Source organism: Photobacterium sp. GB-72 (assembly GCF_003026095.1).
In the GTDB taxonomy this organism is placed as follows: Bacteria; Pseudomonadota; Gammaproteobacteria; order Enterobacterales; family Vibrionaceae; genus Photobacterium.
Genome location: NZ_PYNV01000002.1, coordinates 45,261 through 71,075, shown reverse-complemented (window position 1 = coordinate 71,075; position 25,815 = coordinate 45,261). Strand labels below are relative to the sequence as shown.

Sequence of the window (25,815 nt, the reverse complement as noted above, 5' to 3'; positions counted from 1 at the left end):
TTTAATATCATGAGTTAATACTAGCGGTTACTGGTGATAAAACTAGGTGCCAAGATCAACATCTTACGATCTTTATATCAGTGAAATGCGATCGCGCTCATAATTTTAGAACTCTTTTTTCGGATGTTTACAATTGTACAAAAAACGCCCTAACCTGTTGAGAGATATAAAAAAGCCGCTAATAAAAGCGGCTTTTAAATTAAGCTTGAATACCGACAATTAACCATGGTGCATTTGGCGTTTTTAAATCTCGCTCTAAATGCCATACATCATTAATATCTTCTTCAATCCCTTCTTGGGTATCTTTATAACGACCAGAGAACTTAATACTTAGCTGTGCTGAATTTGCGTCATAGTCTGCACGTACAAGTTCAGCATCAACGTACATCACTTCGGTGTGTTGCTCACCTGAAAGTTTAGCACGTTCAGCTTGTAAATCAGCAAATAACGCAGGTGATACGTACTCTTTGATTTTCGCTAATTCGTTATGATTCCATGCACCTTGAATAATGCGATAGTGATCGCGAGAACCACTTAAAAATGCATTCATATTAAAGTTAGGCGGCAAATTAAATGGCACATCACTATCGGTTGACTCAAAACCACCATTTTGTGGTTGAGATTGCGAACCTGTCGCTTGACGATATTGCTGTTGTGCTTGTTGTGGCTGCTGTCGAGGAGAGTTTCCTGCATAAGATTCACGATGCCCCATCGGAGTGCCTTTATTTGCACGCATTGCTTTAAATAATTTAAACAATACAAATGCAATCACACCGATAATGAGAATATCCATAAACTGGATACCATCAAATGAACCACCAAAGAAAGCAGCGAGTAAGCCACCTGCAAGTAAGCCACCTAATAGACCGCCCATTAAGCCTTTCTTGCTCGATGACGCAGGTGAGTTTTGTTTACGAATAGTATCTGTTTGTTGTGGCTGTTGTTTTTTCATTGGCGCAGTTTTAAAACTTTTACCAAACGACTTACCACCACCGAATTTCTTTGCTTCAGCATGCGGTGCCGACAATGCGACCACAAACACTAAAGCAAATACGGCAAAAAAGCGTTTCATCATTGTTGAAGTACCTTATCCATGTCCTGTATGCATCGTAGCCATATAACGGAGAATGTCAATTCAAAGCGGCTGCGAAATTGTTACTATTTCTTAACATTTATCGGTGATAATCTCATCATTCTTAAATACAGCGCCTAAATATTTTTGTATACTGTTTTTTATTTAAACGACTTATAAAAATGTTCTTCTTTTTATGGCACTTTCCCCATCAAAAGTGGTCTTTTATAAGTAATCACACGTTAAGTCTTTGTTGTTTTTTATCTTACGATATTTTCAACACTAACATGGATATTTTTATGCAAGAGAATAACACTCACAGCAAAATCATTGGTTATCTACTCTGGATATTCGGCTTTACGGGCGCTCACCGCTTTTATTATGGCAAACCTGTAACAGGGACTATTTGGTTTTTAACCTTAGGTCTATGCGGTATTGGCTGGTTAATTGACTTGTTCTTAATTCCATCAATGAACAGAGAGTCTGACTTGCGTTTTGCTAGTGGTGAGATTGATTATAATATCGCTTGGCTACTGCTCACTTTTCTTGGCGTGTTTGGCGTCCACCGCATGTACATGGGTAAATGGATCACAGGGATACTTTATCTTTGTACCTTTGGGTTCTTCCTAATAGGTATTCTTATCGATTTTTGGACGTTAAACGATCAAGTATCTTTAGAAAATACCAAGAATAAAACTGTATAGCGTTTAGTATTGGTGATTTTTGTTGTGACAAGATATCATTTCCAATCTTTAGAAATAAATTGTCACAACTTGTTCTGGCATCGAATTCCTAACAACGATGGTTTCGATTAAATAACAATAACAATATTGAACACCGTTCTATAATTAATAACGTTAGTTTTTAAAATACGATAAGCAAACACATCAAAGAGTAATACCCATGGCAAGAAGAAATGACCATACTCGTGAAGAGTTGGTAAGCATGACACTGGAGCAGGTAAAAAACTTTCTCAATGAGCACCCTCACCATGAGCTAAGTTTACGTAAAGTCGCCGCAATGATTGGCTATGTTCCAAGTACATTAGTGAATGTATTCGGTAACTATAATTTACTGTTACTACACGCAGTTGCCCAAACACTTGATGAATTATCTCAAGAAGCACAAACGTGTTTAACAGGTGCAACCAATCCAGAGCAGGCACTTCGTAGTCTCGCATATTGTTATCTCGACTTTGCAATTGCTCATCCATACCGCTGGCAGTTAATCTTCCAACACACCATGAATGGTGAAGATTTACCAGAATGGCAATCAGATCGAATCAATAACATGACGGGCATGTTGGAATCATTGATTGGTCAAGTTAGCAGTAACATGTCTAAAGAAGAAGTACTGGAAACAAGCCGTGTTATTTGGGCTGGTGTTCACGGTATTACACTACTGACTGTTGATGATAAGCTATTTACCTCGACGCCTGTTGACGGCAAAGCACTTATTGATAACCTTTTAAATACTTATCTAAATAAGTGGAATTAGTAATAGAGATAGCGTAAATGACCACAAAGCCCCAATCGAGTCTTCTAACCAAACGGCGTTTCTTACCGTATTTTTTAACGCAGGCACTTGGGGCATTTAATGATAATGTTTACAAAAATATATTATTAATCCTGATCGCTTACGCTTCTGTTGATACCCTTCCACTGAGTGCTAATTTACTGATTAACATTGCCGCTGGATTATTTATTTTACCTTTCTTTTTATTTTCAGCCTCTGCTGGTGTTATTGCCGATCAATACGATAAAGCAATGATCATGCGCCGAGTTAAACTCGCTGAAATTGTGATAATGAGCCTTGCTGCAATAGCCTTTTTCTATCACAGTTATTCCGCCCTTCTGGTGTTGCTCTTTTTGATGGGAACCCAATCAGCTTTCTTCGGGCCTGCAAAATATGCCTTACTTCCCCAGCACTTAAAATCAGAAGAGTTAATATCAGGTAACGCTTTGGTTGAAACAGGGACCTTTTTAGCTATTTTACTTGGCACATTGCTCGCAGGTTTTATTGCCGACAGCCATAACGCTCACTATATTGCTGCAGGAGCCGTGATCTTTTTTGCGATATTAGGCTATCTCACATCTCTTGCTATTCCGAGCGCGCCACCTACGGTAAAGAAAACAACGTTCAAATGGCAACCGATTAAACAAACTCGTTCAACCATGGCTATTGCACGACAAGATAAAACGATTTTCCAATGTATTATGGGGATTAGTTGGTTTTGGTTTTTAGGGGCTTGCTATCTCACCCAATTCCCTAATTATGCAAAAATCAGCCTTGGTGGTAATGCCGCTTCGGTCTCTTTCTTACTGATGCTATTTTCTATTGGTATTGCTATTGGCTCAATGTGTTGTGATCGCTTATCTCAACACCGTATAGACCCAGGAATAGTACCTATTGGTAGTTTAGGGATCACGTTATTTGGTTCAGGTTTATATTTCCTCGCCCCAGCAACTACAGTGCAAACTCAGAGCCTAATGGCGTTTATGACGGCACCAAGCCTATGGCCAATCTTTGCGTCATTGCTTTTACTCGGTATTGCTGGCGGTATTTTTATTGTTCCGCTTTATGCCTTAATGCAGCAGCGCTCTAAAGAAGATGAACGTGCACAAATCATTGCAGCAAATAATATATGGAATGCTGTATTTATGGTTGTCAGTGCTATTTCAGCCATTGTCTTCTTATCTGTTTTAAAGCTTTCCATTCCAGAGTTCTTCTTAATCTTAGCGGCGGTTAATTCATTAGTTGTTGTCTATATCTACTTCCAAGCCCCTGATTTTTTTTGGCGCTTTGTGGTTTGGATGATCACTCATACGATGTATCGTGTAAAAAAACAGAATTTGAATAATATTCCTGAACAAGGTGGTGTGTTACTTGTCTGTAATCATGTCAGCTACATGGATGCATTACTATTAGCAGGCAGCTGCCCACGCCCTATCCGCTTTTTGATGGACCGTGATATTTATAACCTGCCATTGGTCAAATCCTTCTGTAAAGCATGTAAGGCGATTCCTGTCGATGCGAATGACCGTACATCTATTCGTAATGCTTTTTCAAAAGTGTCAGAACATTTGGATAATGGCGATATTGTTTGTGTTTTTCCAGAAGGACAGCTCACCTTTGATGGCGAAATAGCCCCGTTTATGCGTGGCATTGATTTAATCATTAAACGTTCGAATGTCACGGTGATCCCTGTGGCATTGCAGGGGCTATGGGGAAGTTATTTTAGTCGAGAGGGTGGCGTTGCTTTATTAAAATGGCCAAAACGTTTCTGGTCACAAGTCACTATCGTCGCTGGGGAGTGTCTATCTTCCCAAGAGGCAAATAGCCAATTGTTATATCAACAAGTAACGCAATTACGGGGCGATAGAAAATAGCACTCTTCTTTGTTAGATTTTAACTAACAAGTAGATTAAAAAGGCGAAGCTAGATATTAGCTTCGCCTTTTTATTATTGCTTAGATAACCAGTTGGCTAATTTCGTCCGAGAGAGTTTTATCCCTTGATAAATATCGCCATCAGGTAAAGCTAGGTAACGAATTGGGCGCTTAAACGCAGCCACTTTATCAGCCATATAAGTCATCACATGATCAATAAATACCGCATCCACCGGACAAGTTGTTTTTACAATAGCAACCGGTCGTTGACCAAAATCATAATCATCAATGGGTAAAACAACAGCTTGCTCTATCTCTGGATACTGTAACAGTACCGCTTCAATATCTTCCGGTTGAACATTCTCTCCACCAGAAATAAACATGTTATCTGCGCGACCATGAATAAATAGCTCATCATCATGCCACTCACCCATGTCTTTAGTTGCAAACCATTCCCCGTCGTGACCATGGTTATCTAAAATAGAAAAAATAGTATGGTTGCGGTAATACCCCAAGCACAAGGTTTTGCCTCGAACTAAGATCTCACCATCACGTAAAAGTAATTCTCTATTCGGTAATACGTTACCGACACCACTACTCTCATTCGCTTGTTTAGCCGATATTGTTGATGCCATTTCCGTCATACCGTAACCACACCAACAGCTAATACCAGCACTGTGCGCTTTATTAGTGAGAGTAACTGGGATATGTGCACCACCTAATAACACCTGTTTTAGCATCATCGATGATGGTGCTGCCGTATTATCAATACTCTCAAGCAGACGTTGTAATTGCGTTGGTACTAATGATGCGTGAGTCACCCAATGCAATGCTTTTTGCTGCTGTGCCTTATCGACAATAACTAAACATGCTCCGCGATATAACCAGCGCCATACAATCGCTAAACCCGAAATGTGGAATAACGGTAATGACAATAACCAACTATCCTCTGCTGTGAATGTCATTTGACTCAGCAAGCCAGAAGCACTGGCTAAATGTGACTCGGCATTATGAACCACTGCCTTGGGTACACCCGATGAACCTGATGTTAAAGTCAGTGTCATTGGACGATGCTCTTGCCATGTCACAGGTACCATCCGTGCAACAGTGGGGAATTGCAGAACAATATTTTGCCCAGTTAGCGCTGTTATATCGTGTTCACTATCCGACCAAATATAGTCATTATCGAGTATCACTAGCTGTTGCTGCAATTCAGTAGAAGACAACTTCGGGTTAAGCCCTACATAGCGTGCCCCCACTCGAAAAATTGCAAGCATCAGCCATAATACTTGGATCGAATTATCAGCGATGGCGGCCACAAGCTGATCACGCTTAACGCCCTGCTCAACTAGGCCTTGTGCATAATCATCAACGTTTGAAGAGACATCTGCCCAGGTGTACGTTTGTGCATCACGCGTTTTATCACCTAAAGAGATGGCTATATCTGATGGGCGTTCTGCAGCCCATCGCTGCCAAGGCCATGTTAGAAAATCGTGTTTTATTTCTGCCATACTAGGTCTAATTCTGCTAAAGAGATCATTGGAAGTTCACTATCCGGCCAAGGTGTCACCAATTGTGCTTTAAACAACTGCATGGTATCTAGACCGGGGATAACATTGGGTGTTTGCCACTGGGCGAAACGCGCTAACTGATTTAATCCTAGGCTTGATTCTAAACTTGAACTAATCACTGCCGTTAACCCTACCGCTTGAGCTTGTTCCACCAGCTCGATACAACGGGCTAAGCTACCAGTTAGTGTGGGCTTGATAATAATTGCCGCAACACCTGGTTGTGCTTTTACTTCAAAGTGAGGCTCGCGGACAGTTTCATCCCAAGCAATATTAATACCTGTTTGCTCTGCAAAAATCAGGCTGTCTTGAGGATCAATACAAGGCTCTTCTAAAAACGCGATCCCTTGCCGATTTTCAGGCTTCACATATTTAGCAAACTGCTGTGCTTTAAGCGGTGTCCATCTACGGTTAGCATCTAAACGTAACTGAACCTCAGGGATCGCTTCAATAAACATATTAGCGACAATACCATCACGCACCGCTTCATACATGCCGACTTTAATTTTAGCGACTTTATCGCCATTTTCGGTATTTAAACGCTCAATCAACTCGTCAGGATCACCGGAGCATAATGGCGCTACCGCATAGTTTGCAGTAAGAGGTAATTCGCCCGCTAACTCTGCCATTGCACAACTAAAACCAAAGGCAACAGAGGGATAAGCATCATTGATATGGATATCTTTCCCTTCAAGCCAATGTTCAACTAGTTGTTTTGTTTGATCTAACGCTTGCTCTAGCGTTTCATTGCTAAACTCAGGCAGTGGCGCAATTTCACCTACACCAACTTTGTCACCTTGAGTAAGTTCGACAACCAAACCTTCACGTGTTACTAAACGTTGATTACGTAAAATAACACCAGAATCCATCGGTAACTGATATCGATATAACTTAACGCTGCGCATTCTTGATAACCTTTAATTAATACCAGAGCATAAAACACGCTAAACCTTAGTCTAACGGCATATTAAATCACTTTAATTACAATGGCTCGTTACAACTTTTGAATAAAAGCAGATAAGGCAGATGTAAATGCATGTGGTTGTTCTACATGAATATTATGCCCAGCATCAGGGATCACTTCTACGCTTAGCTCTGATTGCATAGCGATCTGACGAAATTTCGCATCATATTCACCACAAACATAACGAACGGGTAATTTTAAGTTTTGTAGCGGTGTGAGTAATAATGGTTGTTTAGATAATGACGTTGCTAGCAACATATTCGCGACACCTTGGCCAAGGTTATCACTACGTTTAGCGACTAAGCTTTGTCTTTGGTCATGGTTCAGTGATGAAAAAACAGTTTGTTGATACCAATCATTCAGCACTGAAATTAGAGATTGTTGAGAAAAACGTGCAGCCCATGTTTTATCATTATCAAGACGCGCCGCACGGTCTAAAAGCGGTAATCCAAAGTGCCCACCTTCTAAAAAGATACCTTGCAACCTTGGCCCACGCTTCGTGGTATCCTCATTTGATAATTGCGTTGCCAGATACATAGCAAGTCGCGCACCTAACGAATACCCCACCAAAACGAAACGTTGAATACCACGGTGTTCCAACGTTTTGAGTATCGCCTGATAACTCTGTTTAAAGCCAATATCAGAATCATCTAGTGGCATAGATACTGACGCACTAAAGCCATGCCCAGGCAGATCGATAGTTACACAACAATAGTGATGCATTAGTGCTGAAGTAATTAATCGCCAGTCCCGCCCTGAGCCTAATAGCCCATGAAGAAAAACAATCACGGGTTGGCCTGCTTGCGGGCGTTTTCCAAATACTTCAGAGTAAAGACGCACGTTTTACCTCAGAAAAGATCTCTTTTAACATCTGCCCAGCTTCTCCAGCAGGCGTTTTAATTTCGATGATCGTTGTCTGGTTAACTTGTTGTGCATTCACTACCGCAGTTTGGGCTTCAGCAACTGTTGTTGGGCTTTGATAGTTAAATCCAAACATGGCAGCTGCATGGCTAAATTCAAAACCATGAGGCATACGATAAAAATCATCTTTTTGCTGCTCTGGTACTGGTAACATATCAAAAATACCGCCACCATCATTATTCGTAACCACCACGACCATAGGTAATGCAGTTTGTTTTAATAATGCGAGAGAATTAAGATCGTATAAAAATGACGTATCGCCTAATAGCATCACTAATGGTGCTTTTCTAGCGCGTTGCACACCAGCCGCTGTTGCTATTAATCCATCAATACCTGATGCACCACGGTTGGTAAATGTCGCTGTAGTTGGTAAATCACCAAACATATCTAGCAGTCGAACAATCATGCTATTACCGAGAAACAACTCAGAATCAGGTGCGAGCCAATCTCTCAATAATGTCGCTAATGACATTTCAGATAAATTGTCACAATGCTGCTTCGCTATTTCACGATAACGCTTAGACGCGCCCACTAACGGTAATGCCCATCCACTATGTGGTGATGTTTTTTCATCAAGAAGCGCTGCACAAGTCCACGCGCTCACATTCGCTTGAATACGAGAACCAGAATGATGATGAGGGTCTAAACGTCCTTGTTGTGGATCGATTAACCAATAATCATCCCACGGCTGATCGCCAATAAACTGTAATAAACGTTTAGAAACAATCCGTGCACTAAATTGCAGTAATACTTGTGCTTGAGACAAAACTTCGGCACAGGCTGGATTTTGTAACCAACCATCAAACCCCGCATATTCGCTCGAGCCTCCAGCTTGAGGATCGACCAATAATGGCCAGCCTAATCGGGCTGCTAACGCTTTCACATCAGCAAGTTCATTGGTCGCTAACTTACCCGCAACAATTATGCCTTTTTTGTCGCACAACCGCTGCCATTGCACTGAATCAATGACGATATCAGCGCTAGTCGCTTGTTGATGTTGGCAATACGGTAATACCGTTGCCTGCCACTTTTTAACTGGCGCTAGATAGGCCGAAAAATCTATCGCCTCACCATATAGCGGCTCAGGGTAATGACAATTTAAATGGATGGCTCCGCCACGTAACTGCTGTTGATGCATCAACTCATCAACCACGCCTAATAACCAATTAGGAGAGATATCAAGTGTAGGGGCGGGTAGATCAACAAACTCTGTTACATGTTGCGAAAAAATACCATGCTGGCGTATGGCTTGATTTGCGCCACATTGCAGTAATTCAACAGGACGATCTGAGGTTAACAGCACTAATTTTTCTTTTGTTAGCCCAGATTCAGCAACGGCAGGTAATAAATTAGCGACTGCTGTACCTGATGTCACAATCACCGCAATGGGGGTTTGTGATGCTTTGGCTAAACCTAATGCGAGAAAGCCTAAACCACGTTCATCAAAATGAGTGTGAATAGTCAGTTTTGACTGCTTTGCTGCCGCTAACGTCAATGGTGTGGAACGAGAACCTGGCGCAATACAAACATGTTGAACACCTTGTCGGACTAACTCTTCAAGTATCAGCTCAGCCCAACAACTATTTAATGCAGCCCTATAAGAAAGACTATTCGATAAGGTTAATTGCATGATGCGCTTTTATACTCCATTTCAGCAGCTAACGAGCTATCCGTCTCTTGCTCAAATAAACTACAGAGTGTTGATGTTTTTCGATCAAGTTCTTTCCATTCACTTTCTGCTACTGAGCCCGGTACAATGCCTGCTCCTGCAAATAAATGAACTTCACCTTCAATGATTAATGCACTACGAATAGCCACACAAAACTCACTATGCTGCTGGCTAATATAACCCACCGCACCACTATACCAACCGCGAGAAAAAGGTTCGTTTTCAGCAATAAAATGAAGCGCAGGATCACGAGGTAATCCAGCAATCGCAGCGGTTGGTTGTAAATTTTCTAATAGATCTGCACTAAAGACGCCACTATTTAATTCAGCATCAATACTTCGCTTTAAATGCTGGACTTTACGTAGTTGAACCAACTCAGGAGTTTGAGACACATTCATCGATTGGCTACAGGGCACTAATCGATTAACAATATCATCAACCACTAAACGATTTTCGTAGCGATTTTTATTATCAGATAATAACCATTGTGCTAATTGCTGATCTTCTACATCATCTTTACCACGCCCAATCGTACCTGCCAACGCTTCAGTTTGTATCGCATGTTCATGGCGTTGAAATAAACGTTCTGGCGTTGAGCCCATAAAGCCATGCTTTTCATCCAGCGCCAGTAAAAAGTGAAAACTATTGCTGTTATTAGCGCAACTCGCTTTCAGTAATTGAGCGGGTGATACAGGTTTATCAAGCTGTAACTTTGTTCGTCGAGCAAGCACCACTTTTTCAAATTCTTTATGTTCAATCGCATCTAATGCTCGTGTCAGCATGTTTGACCAACCAGAAAAATCTGGCGTATAACTGCGATTTAAAATTTTACTGTGAATACCACTGATCAACGATGTATCAAACATCAACTGTTGTAATGCCGTCAAAATACGTGCGCGATCTTCACCGACATTAACAGCAATATGCCATTCATTATCCAGACGGCTTAATTCAAGCAGCGGTAAAAAGAAAAAGGAGGAGAGACAACGTTTATTTCGCTCTGTTCTTCCATCAAAAGATCGCCCGCCCCACACTCGCTGCTCATTAGAAATCACTTTCTCAGCGGCTTTAGGATCAGTAAATGTTTTTATTTGTCCTAGCGCGACAACCTCTTCTCGGCAATTACGCGATTGCCAATAGAATTTGGGATACAAAGCTTGTGTATCCATCCAATCAATCAGGTCGATATGTTTTGATAGATCTAATTTAACCAATATACGCTGGGTTGTTGCAGATGCTTGCTCTAATTTAGCAATTAATCGTTCAACGGCTTGTTGTAACGCAGTCAAGATAACCTCGCTCAGCTCTATTACACCAATACGGCTCATCCCTGGCTGAAAGATACATATGTCACTCTCTTAGACATATTTTCCTTACTAAGAATAGACACTTATTTCCTAAAGAGAGAGAATAACTGCTAATTCTCTTAGTAAAGAAGAATGATGTATTATTCTACCTCACAAGAAAGCATCTGACTAATGAAGTAACACATTTGTATTACTTATCTGACTAGCAGAAACCTCTGTTCAACTTTGCTGATTCTAGTTAAACACGCCATTTTCATTCTGCCAAAAGAAAACAAAACACTATTTTACATAATTATCTTCTAAAAGGTGTTCCTATATCCCTCTTTTATAGTGTAATTTGTGGTTATACCTAATAATCATCAGGAAAGCCTCATATGCAAAAATTCGGGATGTCATCCAAGCTTAATAATGTTTGCTATGACATACGTGGTCCCGTTCTGAAACACGCTAAGCGTATGGAAGAAGAAGGGCAAAAAATACTCAAACTAAACATCGGTAATCCAGCACCGTTTGGTTTTGATGCCCCTGATGAAATTCTCGTGGATGTGATCCGTAATCTACCAACATCCCAAGGTTACTGTGATTCAAAAGGCATTTATTCTGCGCGTAAAGCCGTTGTTCAACACTACCAAAAGCGCGGCTTACTTGATCTTGATGTCGAAGATGTTTATATCGGTAACGGTGTCTCTGAATTAATCGTTATGGCAATGCAAGCACTGCTAAACCATAAAGATGAAATATTGGTTCCATCACCTGATTACCCATTATGGACAGCAGCAGTCTCATTATCTGGTGGCACACCGGTTCACTACACATGTGATGAACAATCAGATTGGTATCCAGATCTTGATGATATAAAGAAAAAAATCACGCCAAATACTCGCGGTATTGTTTTAATCAATCCGAATAACCCGACGGGTGCGGTATATAGCCGAGATTTTCTGATCGAAGTGGTTGAAATTGCACGTCAGCACGATTTGATTATTTTCGCCGATGAGATCTACGACAAAATTCTATACGATGGTGCACAACATACCTCTATTGCCCCATTAGCAGAAGATGTAGTTTGTGTAACCTTCAATGGCCTTTCAAAGTCATACCGAGTGTGTGGTTTCCGTGCAGGTTGGATGGTTATTTCAGGGCCAAGACACCGCGCTAAAGGTTACATCGAAGGGTTAGAAATGCTGTCATCAATGCGCTTGTGTGCCAACGTACCTATGCAGCATGCCATTCAAACTGCATTAGGTGGTTACCAAAGCATTAATGAATTAATCTTGCCGGGTGGACGCCTGCTCGAACAGCGTAATAAAGCTTATGATTTATTAACTCAAATCCCTGGAATTTCTTGTGTTAAGCCAAAAGGCGCGTTGTATCTATTCCCGAAATTAGATCAGAAAAAATTTAATATTCAAGACGACCAAAAAATGGCAATGGACTTTTTACTACAAGAGAAAGTGCTTGTTGTGCATGGAACCGGATTTAACTGGAAACAACCGGATCACTTCCGCATTGTAACCTTACCTCATGTCGATGATCTTGAACTGGCAATGGGACGCTTAGAGCGCTTCTTACATAGCTATCGTCAATAACCTTTACAAACAATTCTTAAGCCTCGGTAAACCGGGGCTTTTTATTAACTAAAAACTGTCAATATTTCCCTAACTTCTGTTACCTTTAGTGCATAACGTCTATAGATGCTGCTCATCAGCACATTTAGTTTAAGAGAATTGATCATCATGGAAAAAAGTCATTTCTTCGCTCACCTTGCTCGTATGCGTTTAATTCAACGCTGGCCATTAATGCGAAGTGTCGAAACTGAAAATATCTCCGAGCACAGCCTTCAAGTTGCTTTTGTCGCTCATGCACTTGCGTTAATTAAAAATCGTAAATTTGGTGGGAACCTAAACCCTGAACGTATCGCACTGCAAGGTATGTTTCACGATGTCAGTGAAGTACTCACAGGTGATATGCCAACCCCAATAAAATACTACAACCCTGCGATTGCTGAAGAATATAAGAAAATCGAATTAGCGGCAGAGCAACGACTTATTTCTATGCTTCCTGCAGAATTTCAGGATGATTATGCCTCTCTACTTGATAGCCATAAAATTGATACTGAAAATGCAGCTATTGTTAAACAAGCCGATACATTATGCGCTTATATAAAATGCCTTGAAGAGCTCAGTGCAGGGAACCATGAATTTACTCGAGCGAAGAAAAGATTGGAACAAACCCTTGAGCAACGTAAAACACCTGAGATGACCTATTTTCTTGAGACATTTGCTGATAGCTTTAATCTTACTTTGGACGACATTAGTTAATGACTGAATTTACTATCTCACCTATATGGGAAGAACGCTTTTATAACGAACAAAAAATGCGCCGTGATGATCATCGCTCAGCTTTTCAGCGCGATCGAGCCCGTATTCTTCATTCTGCCGCCTTTCGTCGTTTACAAGCAAAAACTCAAGTCCATGGCGCTGGTAATCACGACTTCTATCGGACTCGACTCACCCACTCGCTAGAAGCATCCCAAATCGGTACAGGGATTGTTGCACAACTCAAATTAAAACAACCTGAGTTTAAATCATTACTCCCTTCAACCAGTTTAATGGAAAGTTTGTGCTTAGCACATGATATCGGTCACCCACCATTTGGTCATGGCGGTGAAGTCGCTTTAAATTACATGATGCGAAATCATGGCGGCTTTGAAGGAAACGCACAAACCTTTCGTATTGTAACCTTACTCGAACCTTATACCGAAGGATACGGTATGAACCTCGCCAGACGTACCTTGCTTGGTTTACTAAAATATCCAGCTCTACTCAGTGAAACTACCGCTCCAGAGCGCGCACCTGATGTCGTGAACTTTCGTCACCTTAAAGCAAAAGACTGGTATCCAGCGAAAGGCTTATATGTGGACGATAAAGAGGTCTTTGACTGGGTATTAAGCCCGTTATCAGACAAAGATAAAGCCCTCTTTGCACAAATGCGTTGTGAGCGTTTATCGCCAAAAGAGCCCTGTAAGACACGTTTTAAATCATTAGATTGTTCAATCATGGAATTAGCTGATGACATTGCATACGGTGTCCATGACTTAGAAGATGCCATCGTAATGGGGATTGTGACACGTGATGATTGGCAAGAAGCGGTTGCCTCAAAAATAGCAGAATGTGGTGACCCATGGCTAGAAGAACGGATAAGTGATATCAGCGAGCTGATGTTTGCTAGCCACCATCAGCGCAAAGATGCCATTGGCGCGCTGGTCAATGGTTTACTTACCTCTATAACCATTAGTCCTACGATTCAAAACGGTACTGATTTTTTTGATGAGCCATTATTACAATGGAATGCCTTTTTATCCGAACCGATGGAGCGAGCTTTAGAAGTACTTAAACAGTTCGTTAGTATCTATGTGGTAAAAAAACCGGAGATACAACTGTCAGAATATAAAGGGCAGCAATTGATCATGGAACTCTTTGAAGCTTTTGCTTCTGATCCAGAACGATTGTTACCAGATAATACTCGCATGCGGTGGTTAGAAGCAAAAGAGCAAGAAGATAACGAGCTTAGGATCATTGCCGATTACATTTCAGGTATGACGGATGGGTTCTCTCAACGTCTTTATAGTACGTTATTCTTACCTACCTCTGAAACAGGTATCAGCAATAATGGTTATGGTTTTTAATCATTAACCGGTGAATATAAAGGGAGCCCATGCTCCCTTTTGTGTGCCAACTAACCCTTATAGTTTTTATCAAATACGCCGGGCGGCATTTGTTGAATTTGAAAATTAATCATATTTTCGAATGTATCAAGCAATGGCTGAAGATTTAAAGATGTTGGCTCTAACACTGATAATGCTAAATATCCCGCCTCAACCGTTGATACTCCCTGCTCTTTTGGCGATTTTCTAATACGATAGTTTCCAGTCTCTACATTATCTAAATGGACTAACGGTAAGTGATGTAAATTGGTCGATAGTTGCCACATTTTATAGGCTTTCTTCCAAGTCCCATCAAGTAAAATAATCACGTTGTTTCGAGATGGCTGAGCCTGCTCTGCTACATCAGACAGTGCTATCGCACGCTCTCCTGGGTAAACTACATAAATATCACGTTCGGAATCAGTTAAAGCTGCATTTAATTCCTCATGCTGCGAAAAATCCTCACCTACCCAAAGTCGGCTATTGGGTAAAGAAAGTGATAGTATTCTTGCAGTACCAATTGCTCGTTTAACTTCTGATGGATGTTGTAATATCCATAACTCTGTTTGAGTTGCAATAGGTTTAATCCAGTGGCAAATGCAGGCTTTGTTTGCTTTACCACAGTTATCACAGTACCGACTCATTGAGGTTGCCTTGTCTATTCGAAATTATATTGTTATTGCGATAATCATGATGGTTATAGCTCAATTACCACAATGTCAGCCATTATTAGTTTGGGATCGCCAAGACATTATCAATGGCGAATTATGGCGGATCCTATCAGGAAATTTCACGCATACCAATTGGGTGCATCTTGCAATGAATGCTAGCGCCTTTGCAATCATTAGCTATATTTTCCGTGCCCATTTTCATGCTAAGTCTTATAGCTTATTGATCTTAATTTTATCGTTCACTATAGGTATTGGGCTCTTTGCTACCAGTATTACTTGGTATGCTGGATTTTCAGGTGTACTACATGGCATCTTCGCTTGGGGTTGTATTCGTGATATCCAATCAAAAACGCGGGGGGGATGGCTCTTACTCCTCGGGCTAATCATTAAGATAGGTTGGGAACAATACTTTGGAGGATCTGTGAGTTCTGAAGAATTGATTGGCGTTCGTGTAGCAACTGAAGCCCATTTGATTGGCGCAATCACAGGCATACTGTATGCCTTGCTTATCAAGCAAAAAATCAATGCTCAAGTTGAATATAATCGCTTTAAATGACAATCAATATACGGGAGCACGCTCGCTCCCGTTAACGTTAATAATTACAATTCAATACGCTTTCTATTTTTATCGACAGTCGCCTCACCGATCCCTTTCACTTTAGTTAGATCATCAACGCTCGCAAATTTACCATGCACTTTTCGATAATTAATTATCGCTTGTGCTTTCTCAGCACCAATGCCGATTAGTAATGTATCCAATTGCTCAACATTAGCAGTGTTAATATTAATTTTGATATCAATACCTTCATGCGTATTGTCAGCAGCGTAACTTAAAGAGGCGAGTGCTAATCCACCAGCCAACGAAATAACTTTAAACAAGCGAGATGGCAACATATTTTTATCCTTTATTGGTATGAGTGTTTAAAAAGGATAAAAAGAAAAGCGGGACGATGAGGGGATTATTTAAAAATAAAAGATAAAAAAACGACGGGCCGCACAATAGCGGCCCGTTAATAGAAATGTAAATTTCAATTAATTTGCTGGTTTGTCCAACATTGGGTAAGTCACTTTCGCCGACTCACGTAAAGTCTGAAGTGTTGTTGATAGATCTTGTTGAGCAAACATATTCTCAACTTGGGTTGCAAACTGAGTATCAACATCATCTTTCGATGGTGTAACATTCACAACTTTATCTAATGCAATAATTTCAACATTACCTTTGTTGTCACGTGTTACACCATAAGACACTTTACCATCTTTTGGTTTAGGTAATGTAAACGCAACACGTGCAACATTAGCATCAGGACCTGAACGTGTTATGGTTTGATCGCCAGAGAAACTTAAGCCATCTTTTGCTACAACATCTGACTTACCGTCACGTAATGCTGCAATGATAGAATCCGCCTTCTCAGTTGCTTGCTTCTCACCTTTTTGTTGAGCCAATAGTGTTTTCACTTTTGCTTCAACATCAGTAAATGGCAGCACTGATTCAGGGCGTGCATCATCAACACGAACCACAACAACATGCTCTGGTGCAATCTCAATTACATCAGAGTTCATACCGTCATCATGAACCTCAGGGCTTTGTAATGCTTCTTGCACTTTCTTATCACTTAACACACCGGTCTCATCTTGTAATGAGATAAAGCCTGTTTTAATGATCTTAGCCTTTACAGCTTCTGCTGCTTCATCTAGTGAATCTGGTGATTCAAATGCTGTCTCAGCTAGCTTGCTTTGTAGCTTATAGAATTGCTCTGCTACTTGCTGCTCTTGAAGTTCAGCGACAATGCTCGCTTTAACATCAGCAAAAGGTTTAACTTTAGGCTCTTCGATACCATCCAGTAAAATAATGTGGTAACCATAAGGTGACTTCACAAGGCCAGACATATCACCTGGTTTTGCTAATGAAAATGCTGCTTTTTCAAACGCAGGATCCATCACACCTTTACCGAACCAATCAAGCTTACCGCCATCTTTTGCACTGAAAGTATCATCGGATGATTTTTTCGCAACATCAGCAAAGTTAGCACCAGCTTTCAACTCAGCCAGTAATGCTTCCGCTTTTGCTTTAGAAGCATCACTATCACCTTTTACTAAGATATGGCTAACTTGAATCTTCTCAGCAGTACTGTATTTGCTCTTATGTTCGTTGTAATACACTTCAGCTTCTTTATCAGTGATCTTAATATTGTTCACTAGATTTTTATCTGACAGTTCAATGTAAGACACTTTCACTTGAGCTGGGCGTGTAAACTGCGTTTTATTTTCATCATAATAAGCTTTAGCTTCTGCATCCGTTACCGTTACTTTATCGGTAAAGTCTGCAAGGTTTAGCTTCAAAGTACGAACAACGCGCTCTTGTGATTCAAGTTTACGAAGTTCATTCAATTCATTTTTAAGTGCGAAGTCACTGCCTTCTAATGCGCTTAAGAATTGTTGACGTAGCATGTCTTTACGGATTGACTCTGCAAACTGCTCAGGAGAAATTCCAGCACGACGTAACGTTAAATTATATTGTTCATTATTGAACACACCATTAACTTGGAAAGCAGGCATTGCTACAATCGCTTGCTTAACTTGAGCATCGCTCACACTCAGGCCTAGCTCTGTTGCGCGTTGCTCAATCAACTCATCATTAACCATACGCTCAAGCACGCTATTACGGAGTTGCTGTACGTAAGCAGGATCACCCATTAGTGTTGAGAAGTAATCACCTAAACGTTGCTGCATTTGGTTACGTTGATTTTGATAAGCCTGCTCGAATGCACGCTGACTAATTTCTTTACCATTAACTTTTGCTGCAACTTGCTCATTACCGCCCGCCAGATAACTGCCGACACCAGCAAATACAAAAGAAAAAATAATTAAGCTAAGAATAATCTTAACCCAGATGCTGTTAGCGCCTTCGCGCAATCGCTCCATCATAATTTGCCGTCTCTCCTACTTGTTCGATCTGGCACGGTTTCGAACTACAAATGTGTGCACAAAATATCGGTATCAACGCGATAGCCGAACCTTCAATATTATTAAGCCGTTACTGACTAAAACGTAAATAACCTGTTGTATTAGTTTTTAAACTAAAGATAGCACCAACACAATAAGCCACAAAGCGCATAGTATGATAACTTGATACCGATTTGACTAATGAAATGTTCTTTATCTTTATATTGGTTAAGAAACAAAACAATAAATCCCTAGTCAAATAGGCATCATTATAAAGTAAAAAAAGCGCATCAACCGATGCGCCTTTGTTGTACTGGATCAGTATACCCTTTCCAGTAGCAATATTTAAGCCATGATAACATGACAAAACAGTCAGAAAAAACCAACTATTTCTTAGTTAACAGAGTCTTTTAGCGCTTTACCCGGTTTAAAACCAGGTACTTTTGCAGCTGCAATTTGAATTTCTGCACCTGTCTGTGGGTTACGGCCAGTACGAGCTGCACGTTCACGTACAGAGAAAGTACCAAAACCAACCAATGCAACTTGCTCACCGTCTTTCAATGTATCTGATACCGCTTCGATGAATGCGTCTAAAGCACGACCCGCTGATGCTTTTGAAATATCTGCGCTTTCTGCGATTTTATCTACTAGTTGAGTTTTGTTCACGATTAAATCCCCTTAATGAACTTGCCTACCCGTAACTCGTCACTGAGACGCTGTGAATAGTAGACAATAAATTGTTTCTAGACCTGATTGTATTGATAAAAACTTAACAGGCCTTAATAATACATCGCTTAGCGCGGATTAGAGTTAACTTATAGCCAGACAAAAAAACGCTGACAAGGACTTTTGTCTTTGAAAGCGTTTTTTATTTAGGTAATTTTGCTACAGGTCACTATTTTGAGCATTTACCAGCTCAATACCTGTTGGATTATTCTGAAGTGCAACAGTTAACACTTCATCAATCCAACGTACTGGACGTACTTCCAAGTCGGCGATTACGTTCTCTGGGATCTCTTCCAAATCACGCTCGTTCTCTTTGGGAATAAGCACTGTTTTAATGCCACCGCGGTGTGCCGCTAATAGTTTTTCTTTCAAACCACCGATAGGTAAAACTTCACCACGAAGTGTAATTTCACCCGTCATAGCCACATCAGCACGAACAGGATTACCCGTTAGGCTAGATACAAGTGCTGTACACATTGCAATACCCGCACTTGGGCCATCTTTCGGTGTCGCACCTTCAGGTACGTGAACGTGAATATCACGTTTTTCGTAGAAATCAGCTGCAATACCTAAACGCTCAGCACGAGAACGTACCACCGTCATTGCCGCTTGAATCGACTCTTGCATCACATCGCCGAGTGAACCGGTATAAGTTAACTTACCTTTACCTGGCATAGACTCTGTTTCAATGGTTAATAAGTCACCACCGACTTCCGTCCACGCAAGTCCTGTCACTTGACCAATGCGATTACTTTCGTCAGCTTTACCGTAGTCGCAACGCTGAACACCTAAGTAATCTTTTAAATTATCTTGGCTGATTTCAACGTGTTTAATGTCTTTATTAAGTAAAATTTCTTTCACTGCTTTACGGCAAAGTTTAGATATTTCACGCTCAAGGCTACGAACACCCGCTTCACGTGTGTAGTAACGAATAATGCCAATAATCGCAGAATCATCAACAGTCAACTCACCCGCTTTTAAACCATTACGTTTAATTTGCTTATCAAGTAAATGGTTCTTAGCAATGTTTAGCTTTTCATCTTCGGTATAGCCCGATAGACGAATAACTTCCATACGGTCAAGCAATGGACCTGGGATATTCATCGAATTAGATGTAGCGACGAACATCACATCAGATAAATCGTAATCCACTTCTAAGTAGTGATCATTAAATGCACTGTTTTGCTCAGGATCTAGCACTTCTAGCAACGCTGAAGCCGGATCGCCTCGCATATCTGATGACATTTTATCAATTTCATCCAATAGGAAAAGTGGGTTTTTCACCTCAACTTTTGCCATTTTCTGGATCAATTTACCCGGCATAGAACCAATATAAGTACGGCGGTGACCACGAATTTCCGCTTCATCACGTACACCACCTAATGCCATACGAACATACTTACGGCCCGTTGCCGCAGCGATCGATTGACCTAGAGAGGTTTTACCAACACCTGGAGGACCAACTAAACATAGAATTGGGCCTTTTAGCTTGTTTACACGGCTTTGTACTGCAAGATACTCAAGAATGCGTTCTTTCACACGCTCAAGGCCGTAATGATCGGCATTAAGCACTTCTTCGGCTTTTGCAAGGCTCTTCTTCACTTTAGAGCGCTTATACCAAGGCACGCTTAGCATCCAATCAATGTAACCACGAACAACGGTTGCTTCCGCTGACATTGGCGACATCATTTTTAACTTTTGCAGTTCTTGCTCGGTTTTTTCACGAGCTTCGGCTGGCATTTTAGATTCTTCAATCTTTTTCTTTAGCGCTTCAAACTCATCTGGCGCATCATCAAGCTCACCCAATTCTTTTTGGATAGCTTTCATTTGCTCATTTAAGTAATACTCACGCTGAGATTTTTCCATTTGCTTCTTAACGCGTCCGCGGATACGCTTTTCAACTTGAAGTAAATCAATCTCGGATTCCATCATTGCCATTAAGAACTCTAAACGTTCTGTAATATCAACGATTTCTAATACTTTTTGCTTATCAGCCAGTTTCAGCGGCATATGCGCAGCAATGGTATCTGCTAGGCGGGCCGCTTCATCGATACCGTTAAGTGAAGTTAATACTTCAGGCGGGATCTTTTTATTTAGCTTGATAAAGCCTTCAAACTGGCTGATAGCGGTGCGAACAAGTACTTCTTGTTCGCGTTCATCCATTTCAGGCGTAACCAGATATTCAGCATGAGCAGTAAAGAACTCATCATCAGCTAAATCTTCAACTTTGGCACGTTGTTGGCCTTCAACCAAGACTTTTACGGTACCGTCAGGTAGCTTCAATAGCTGTAAAATAGTTGCAACAGTACCGACATCATAAAGATCAGTGATTGACGGTTCATCTGTCGCTGCTTCTTTTTGGGCAACCAACAGAATCTGTTTATTGTTCTCCATTGCCGATTCTAGGCAACGAATAGATTTTTCCCGTCCCACAAACAATGGAATAACCATATGAGGGTACACCACCACGTCACGTAGTGGCAGAACCGGGATCTCAAGGCGCTCAGAACGCTCCAGGTTCATATTCATCTCTCTTCCTGTCAATACTAATCGTATTAAGTAACTGATTGAGTCACTTACTTAATACGACTAGAAAGTTAGCTTATATTGAGTATATGGGGGTGAAACATGATTATTCAACGAAAGAAGTAACAGAAAATAAAAAAGGAGGCTTATGCCTCCTTTTTTTAGCCTTTATGTGCACTTATTAGACACTTACTCAGCTGCAGCTGCTGGTGCTTCCGTGTTTTCATAAATCAGTAGAGGCTCAGACTCACCTTTAATTACTGACTCATCGATAACAACTTTACTTACACCTTGCTGAGACGGTAGCTCATACATAGTATCAAGCAGTACCGCTTCCACAATAGAACGTAGGCCACGAGCACCTGTTTTACGCTCCATTGCTTTACGTGCAATAGCAACCAGTGCATCATCACGAAACTCAAGCTCAACATTCTCTAGCTCTAATAACGCAGCATACTGTTTAGTTAGTGCGTTCTTAGGCTCACGAAGGATCTGAACTAGTGCTTCTTCGTCAAGCTCACCTAATGTTGCAGTGACTGGTAGACGACCGATAAATTCCGGAATTAAGCCGTATTTAACAAGATCTTCAGGCTCAACTTTTTCAAACAGATCACTTAATGTGTCGGCTTGGTCTTTTGAACGCACTTCTGCGCCAAAGCCAATACCAGTACCTGTTGCTACACGCTGCTCAACAACTTTATCTAGGCCTGCAAATGCACCACCACAGATAAATAGGATCTTAGAAGTATCAACCTGTAAGAATTCTTGTTGAGGATGCTTACGACCACCTTGTGGTGGCACAGATGCAACAGTACCTTCGATCAACTTCAGTAATGCTTGCTGTACACCTTCACCAGATACATCACGAGTAATCGATGGGTTATCTGATTTGCGAGAAATCTTATCGATTTCATCAATGTAAACAATACCACGTTCAGCTTTCGCCACGTCGTAATCACATTTCTGTAGCAATTTCTGGATAATATTTTCTACGTCTTCACCCACATAACCCGCTTCAGTCAGCGTGGTTGCGTCAGCCATCGTAAATGGAACATCTAACATTCGTGCTAGTGTTTCAGCTAATAGTGTTTTACCACTACCAGTAGGGCCGATAAGTAAGATGTTACTCTTACCTAGTTCAACACCTTCACTAGTTGTATCGCCATTACGTAGACGTTTGTAGTGATTATATACCGCAACAGCTAGCACTTTTTTTGCATGTGCTTGCCCAATTACGTAATCATCTAGGTTGTTACGAATTTCTTGCGGAGTCGGCAGTTCATCGCCATCGCGTTTAGGCATCACTTCTTTAATTTCTTCGCGAATAATATCGTTGCATAAATCAACGCATTCATCACAAATATAAACAGAAGGGCCTGCAATCAGCTTGCGAACTTCATGCTGACTTTTACCGCAGAAAGAGCAATACAATAGCTTACTGCTACCACTCTCTTTTCGCTTATCTGTCATTCGCTAACCTCTTATTGGGGTATTCCCATCATTGCCTTGTCTTGAGTGTATAACAAGTCGGCTTATTTTGCTGCGTTAACTATCTAGAGTTAATCAGCTAAATAAGTACTTAGTCACGTTGACTCAACACGGCATCCACTAAACCATATTCTACAGCTTGTTCTGCAGACATAAAGTTATCACGGTCAGTATCACGCTCAACAACCTCTAGTGGTTGGCCTGTATGTTCAGCCAATAAACCGTTTAGACGTTGTTTGATTGTTAGAATTTCTTGTGCATGGATTTGAATATCCGATGCTTGTCCTTGGAAACCACCTAATGGCTGGTGAATCATTACACGTGAGTTCGGTAGACAGTAACGCTTACCTTTCGCACCACCAGCAAGTAAGAATGCTCCCATTGAACATGCTTGACCCATACATACAGTACTCACATTTGGCTTAATGAACTGCATAGTGTCATAAATTGACATACCCGCAGTAACAGAACCACCTGGAGAGTTGATGTATAGGAAGATGTCTTTATCTGGGTTTTCTGACTCTAAAAATAGTAGCTGTGCTACTACTAAATTAGCCATGTGATCTTCAACCTGACCAGTTAAGAAAATCACACGCTCTTTTAAGAGACGAGAATAGATATCATAAGAACGCTCACCACGAGAAGTCTGCTCGACCACCATAGGTACCAGCGCATCCAAAATTGGTGACATGGCGTTTTTTTCTTGGTAGCTCATAACGTTATTTCCCTAAAATAAATGGCCCGAATGAAATGACTCACACGGACCATTGTTAGCAGAAGACTTGAGATAATGTCAAATCTCTACATCAATTTCAGCAAATTAAGCAGCAGGATTCATTAGCTCGTTGAAGCTAACGTCTTTATCAGAAACCTGTGCTTTAGCTAGAAGTGCGTCAATCGCTTGCTCTTCTAGAGCAACATTACGCATGTTGTTCATTAGCTGTTCGTTAGTTTCGTAGTATTTAACTACTTCTGATGGATCTTCGTATGCAGAAGCCATTTCAGCGATGATTGCTTTAACGCGCTCTTCGTCTGCTTTTAGCTCTTCTGACTTGATCACTTCACCAACTAGAAGACCTACAACTACACGACGTTTAGCTTGCTCTTCGAACAACTCACGTGGTAGTTCAGGCATATTCTTAGCATCACCGCCAAAACGTTGTGCAGCTTGCTGACGTAGTGCTTCGATTTCTTGATCGATAAGTGCAGCAGGAACTGTGATGTCGTTTTGCTCAACAAGACCGTTAAGAACTTGATCTTTGATGCGACCTTTAACAGCTTGCTTAAGTTCACGCTCCATGTTCTTACGAACTTCAGCTTTAAGACCGTCAACAGAACCGTCTTCAACACCGAACTTAGCAACGAACTCTTCAGTTAGTTCAGGAAGCTCTTGTGCTTCAACTTTGTGAAGTTTAATAGCGAATGCTGCAGCTTTACCTTTTAGGTTTTCAGCGTGGTATTCTTCAGGGAACGTTACTTCAACAGTAAACTCTTCACCCGCTTTTTTACCTACAACGCCTTCTTCGAAACCAGGGATCATACGACCTTGGCCCATAGCAAGTGCGAAACCTTCAGCTTTACCGCCCTCGAACTCTTCACCGTCGATAGTACCAACGAAGTCGATAGTTACACGGCTGTTTGCATCAGCGGCTGCATCTACTTCAGTCCACGTAGCTTGTTGCTTACGTAGAGTATCAAGCATTGTATCAACGTCAGCTTCAGTTACTTCAACAACTGGCTTCTCAACAACAACTTTATCTAGACCTTGAAGTGCGATCTCAGGAAATACTTCGAAAGTCGCTTTGAATACTAGGTCTTTACCTTCAGCAACTTCTACTGGAGTAAATGTTGGCGCGCCTGCTGGATTGATTTTCTCTTTAACGATAGCTTCGATAAAGTGACGGTGCATTACTTCACCTAGGATGTCTTGACGTACTGATGCGCCAAACATTTTAGCAACCATCTTAATTGGTGCTTTACCAGGGCGGAAACCGTCGAAACGACGAGTTTTAGCAATTTTCTTTAGTTCAGCTGTTACTGCATCTTCGATGTTTGCAGCAGGAACAGTGATTGTTAGTTGGCGTTCTAGGCCTTCAGTGGTTTCAACGGTAACTTGCATTATATTTAACCTCAAAACTTACTCAGCTTTCTGAGTGATGTTGCCGAACAGCCATTTACTGACGGTGGCATCCTTTTCGTGTTACGGCTCGAAAACCATAACGCCTCAATTCTTTTACTTTATTTCTAAACTGTCAGATATGCTCATCCAACTTAGAAATTAAAGCGCGTTATTATAACGACACACTTAGGTGGCGTCGAGGTGAGATAGACTAAACTGCTATCTAGCTCTACAACTGAAACACAAGATAGGGTCTATAACGAACATTTCAAGGGGTAAGGAGAAAATAATCATAGATCTCTGCGTTTTTTGGGTTCAAATGTTGGAAAAACAGTCGAATTAACGCAAATATGACGTAACAGAGAAAGCATTTTTTATGCCGTTATAAGACTAACTACAGAGTGATTTTTGTATTAAAAAAGCTTAGAAATGAATTAGATTTTGGATCTTATATATAAAGAAGAGAGAATGGCACGCCCTGCAGGATTCGAACCTGCGACCACATCCTTAGAAGGGACGTGCTCTATCCAGCTGAGCTAAGGGCGCATCATTGTGTAACATGGCGTTACGAGGCAGGATTATACGTTGCTAATCATTTAGGTCAATACGTTTACTTTAAATTTCATGATTTAAACCGCCAAGCGATTAAAGTTAAAGCAATCTGTTTTATTTTCAGTTTTTTCAGTGCAATTGTAGATACCTATTCCCTTCAACGATAAACACTTAAGATTGTTCGCCATTATTAAA

The 25,815-nt window shown here is 41.0% G+C and carries 21 protein-coding genes and 1 tRNA gene; 7 read left to right on the top strand and 15 right to left on the bottom strand.

Annotation, left to right across the window (positions count from 1 at the left end):
* Positions 1-199: 199 nt before the first annotated feature.
* Positions 200-1,072: a Tim44 domain-containing protein gene (locus C9J40_RS03635; RefSeq protein WP_199188049.1), complete on the bottom strand. Its 873-nt coding sequence runs from the start codon at positions 1,070-1,072 to the stop codon at positions 200-202.
* A 299-nt stretch (positions 1,073-1,371) separates the two neighbouring features.
* On the opposite strand from C9J40_RS03635, the gene C9J40_RS03630 reads away from it, so the two are divergent.
* From C9J40_RS03630 to C9J40_RS03620, 3 genes are all read left to right on the top strand, one after another.
* A complete protein-coding gene (locus C9J40_RS03630) occupies positions 1,372-1,776 on the top strand; it encodes an NINE protein (protein ID WP_107206083.1) in 405 nt (134 codons plus the stop codon).
* Positions 1,777-1,975: 199 nt separating this feature from the next.
* Positions 1,976-2,569, top strand: a complete 594-nt coding sequence (locus tag C9J40_RS03625; RefSeq protein WP_107206082.1) for a TetR/AcrR family transcriptional regulator — start codon at positions 1,976-1,978, stop codon at positions 2,567-2,569.
* Between the two features lie 17 nt (positions 2,570-2,586).
* Entirely contained in the window at positions 2,587-4,461 is a 1,875-nt protein-coding gene (locus tag C9J40_RS03620; RefSeq protein ID WP_107245765.1) for an MFS transporter, read from the top strand.
* Positions 4,462-4,534: 73 nt separating this feature from the next.
* Here C9J40_RS03620 and menE read toward each other — a convergent pair whose 3' ends face one another.
* The 5 genes from menE to C9J40_RS03595 form a co-directional block, all read right to left on the bottom strand.
* On the bottom strand, positions 4,535-5,971 hold the full coding sequence (gene menE / locus C9J40_RS03615; RefSeq protein ID WP_107245763.1) for an o-succinylbenzoate--CoA ligase: 1,437 nt from the start codon (positions 5,969-5,971) through the stop codon (positions 4,535-4,537).
* The gene (menC, locus tag C9J40_RS03610) at positions 5,959-6,933 is read right to left on the bottom strand and encodes an o-succinylbenzoate synthase (RefSeq protein ID WP_107245761.1); all 975 of its coding nucleotides are present in this window, start codon (positions 6,931-6,933) and stop codon (positions 5,959-5,961) included. The genes menE and menC overlap by 13 nt, the downstream gene beginning before the upstream one ends.
* Positions 6,934-7,022: 89 nt before the next feature.
* Positions 7,023-7,832 (bottom strand): 2-succinyl-6-hydroxy-2,4-cyclohexadiene-1-carboxylate synthase, encoded by an 810-nt coding sequence (gene menH / locus C9J40_RS03605; RefSeq protein ID WP_107245760.1) that lies wholly within the window; start codon positions 7,830-7,832, stop codon positions 7,023-7,025.
* Positions 7,816-9,543, bottom strand: a complete 1,728-nt coding sequence (menD, locus tag C9J40_RS03600; RefSeq protein WP_107206077.1) for a 2-succinyl-5-enolpyruvyl-6-hydroxy-3-cyclohexene-1-carboxylic-acid synthase — start codon at positions 9,541-9,543, stop codon at positions 7,816-7,818. Before menD ends, menH begins: the two co-directional genes overlap by 17 nt.
* A complete protein-coding gene (locus C9J40_RS03595; protein ID WP_369918718.1) occupies positions 9,534-10,871 on the bottom strand; it encodes an isochorismate synthase MenF in 1,338 nt (445 codons plus the stop codon). Before C9J40_RS03595 ends, menD begins: the two co-directional genes overlap by 10 nt.
* 392 nt (positions 10,872-11,263) lie before the next feature.
* On the opposite strand from C9J40_RS03595, the gene C9J40_RS03590 reads away from it, so the two are divergent.
* From C9J40_RS03590 to C9J40_RS03580, 3 genes are all read left to right on the top strand, one after another.
* Complete coding sequence (locus C9J40_RS03590; RefSeq protein ID WP_107206075.1) at positions 11,264-12,478, top strand: pyridoxal phosphate-dependent aminotransferase; 1,215 nt, start codon at positions 11,264-11,266, stop codon at positions 12,476-12,478.
* Between the two features lie 147 nt (positions 12,479-12,625).
* On the top strand, positions 12,626-13,210 hold the full coding sequence (gene yfbR, locus C9J40_RS03585) for a 5'-deoxynucleotidase (protein ID WP_107245757.1): 585 nt from the start codon (positions 12,626-12,628) through the stop codon (positions 13,208-13,210).
* Positions 13,210-14,577: an anti-phage deoxyguanosine triphosphatase gene (locus C9J40_RS03580; RefSeq protein WP_107245755.1), complete on the top strand. Its 1,368-nt coding sequence runs from the start codon at positions 13,210-13,212 to the stop codon at positions 14,575-14,577. Before yfbR ends, C9J40_RS03580 begins: the two co-directional genes overlap by 1 nt.
* Positions 14,578-14,627: 50 nt before the next feature.
* On the opposite strand, the gene C9J40_RS03575 is transcribed toward C9J40_RS03580, so the two are convergent.
* Positions 14,628-15,239, bottom strand: coding sequence for a tRNA-uridine aminocarboxypropyltransferase (locus C9J40_RS03575; protein ID WP_107245754.1), 612 nt, complete (start codon positions 15,237-15,239; stop codon positions 14,628-14,630).
* Between the two features lie 46 nt (positions 15,240-15,285).
* Between C9J40_RS03575 and rrtA the strand changes: the two genes are divergently transcribed.
* Positions 15,286-15,822, top strand: coding sequence for a rhombosortase (gene rrtA / locus C9J40_RS03570; protein WP_107206071.1), 537 nt, complete (start codon positions 15,286-15,288; stop codon positions 15,820-15,822).
* 44 nt (positions 15,823-15,866) lie between these two features.
* On the opposite strand, the gene C9J40_RS03565 is transcribed toward rrtA, so the two are convergent.
* From C9J40_RS03565 to C9J40_RS03530, 8 genes are all read right to left on the bottom strand, one after another.
* Entirely contained in the window at positions 15,867-16,160 is a 294-nt protein-coding gene (locus C9J40_RS03565) for a ComEA family DNA-binding protein (RefSeq protein WP_107245752.1), read from the bottom strand.
* Positions 16,161-16,298: 138 nt separating this feature from the next.
* A complete protein-coding gene (ppiD, locus tag C9J40_RS03560) occupies positions 16,299-18,191 on the bottom strand; it encodes a peptidylprolyl isomerase (protein WP_107206069.1) in 1,893 nt (630 codons plus the stop codon).
* Between the two features lie 411 nt (positions 18,192-18,602).
* Positions 18,603-18,875, bottom strand: a complete 273-nt coding sequence (locus C9J40_RS03555) for an HU family DNA-binding protein (RefSeq protein WP_005369098.1) — start codon at positions 18,873-18,875, stop codon at positions 18,603-18,605.
* A 219-nt stretch (positions 18,876-19,094) separates the two neighbouring features.
* Entirely contained in the window at positions 19,095-21,458 is a 2,364-nt protein-coding gene (gene lon, locus C9J40_RS03550) for an endopeptidase La (protein WP_105061295.1), read from the bottom strand.
* A 192-nt stretch (positions 21,459-21,650) separates the two neighbouring features.
* Positions 21,651-22,931 carry an ATP-dependent protease ATP-binding subunit ClpX gene (gene clpX / locus C9J40_RS03545; protein WP_107206068.1) on the bottom strand — a complete coding sequence of 427 codons (1,281 nt, stop codon included), beginning with the start codon at positions 22,929-22,931 and terminating at the stop codon, positions 21,651-21,653.
* Between the two features lie 109 nt (positions 22,932-23,040).
* Complete coding sequence (gene clpP / locus C9J40_RS03540) at positions 23,041-23,664, bottom strand: ATP-dependent Clp endopeptidase proteolytic subunit ClpP (RefSeq protein WP_005369103.1); 624 nt, start codon at positions 23,662-23,664, stop codon at positions 23,041-23,043.
* A 105-nt stretch (positions 23,665-23,769) separates the two neighbouring features.
* Positions 23,770-25,068 carry a trigger factor gene (tig, locus tag C9J40_RS03535; RefSeq protein WP_105059697.1) on the bottom strand — a complete coding sequence of 433 codons (1,299 nt, stop codon included), beginning with the start codon at positions 25,066-25,068 and terminating at the stop codon, positions 23,770-23,772.
* Positions 25,069-25,537: 469 nt separating this feature from the next.
* A tRNA-Arg gene (locus C9J40_RS03530) sits at positions 25,538-25,614 on the bottom strand.
* Between the last annotated feature and the right edge of the window lie 201 nt (positions 25,615-25,815).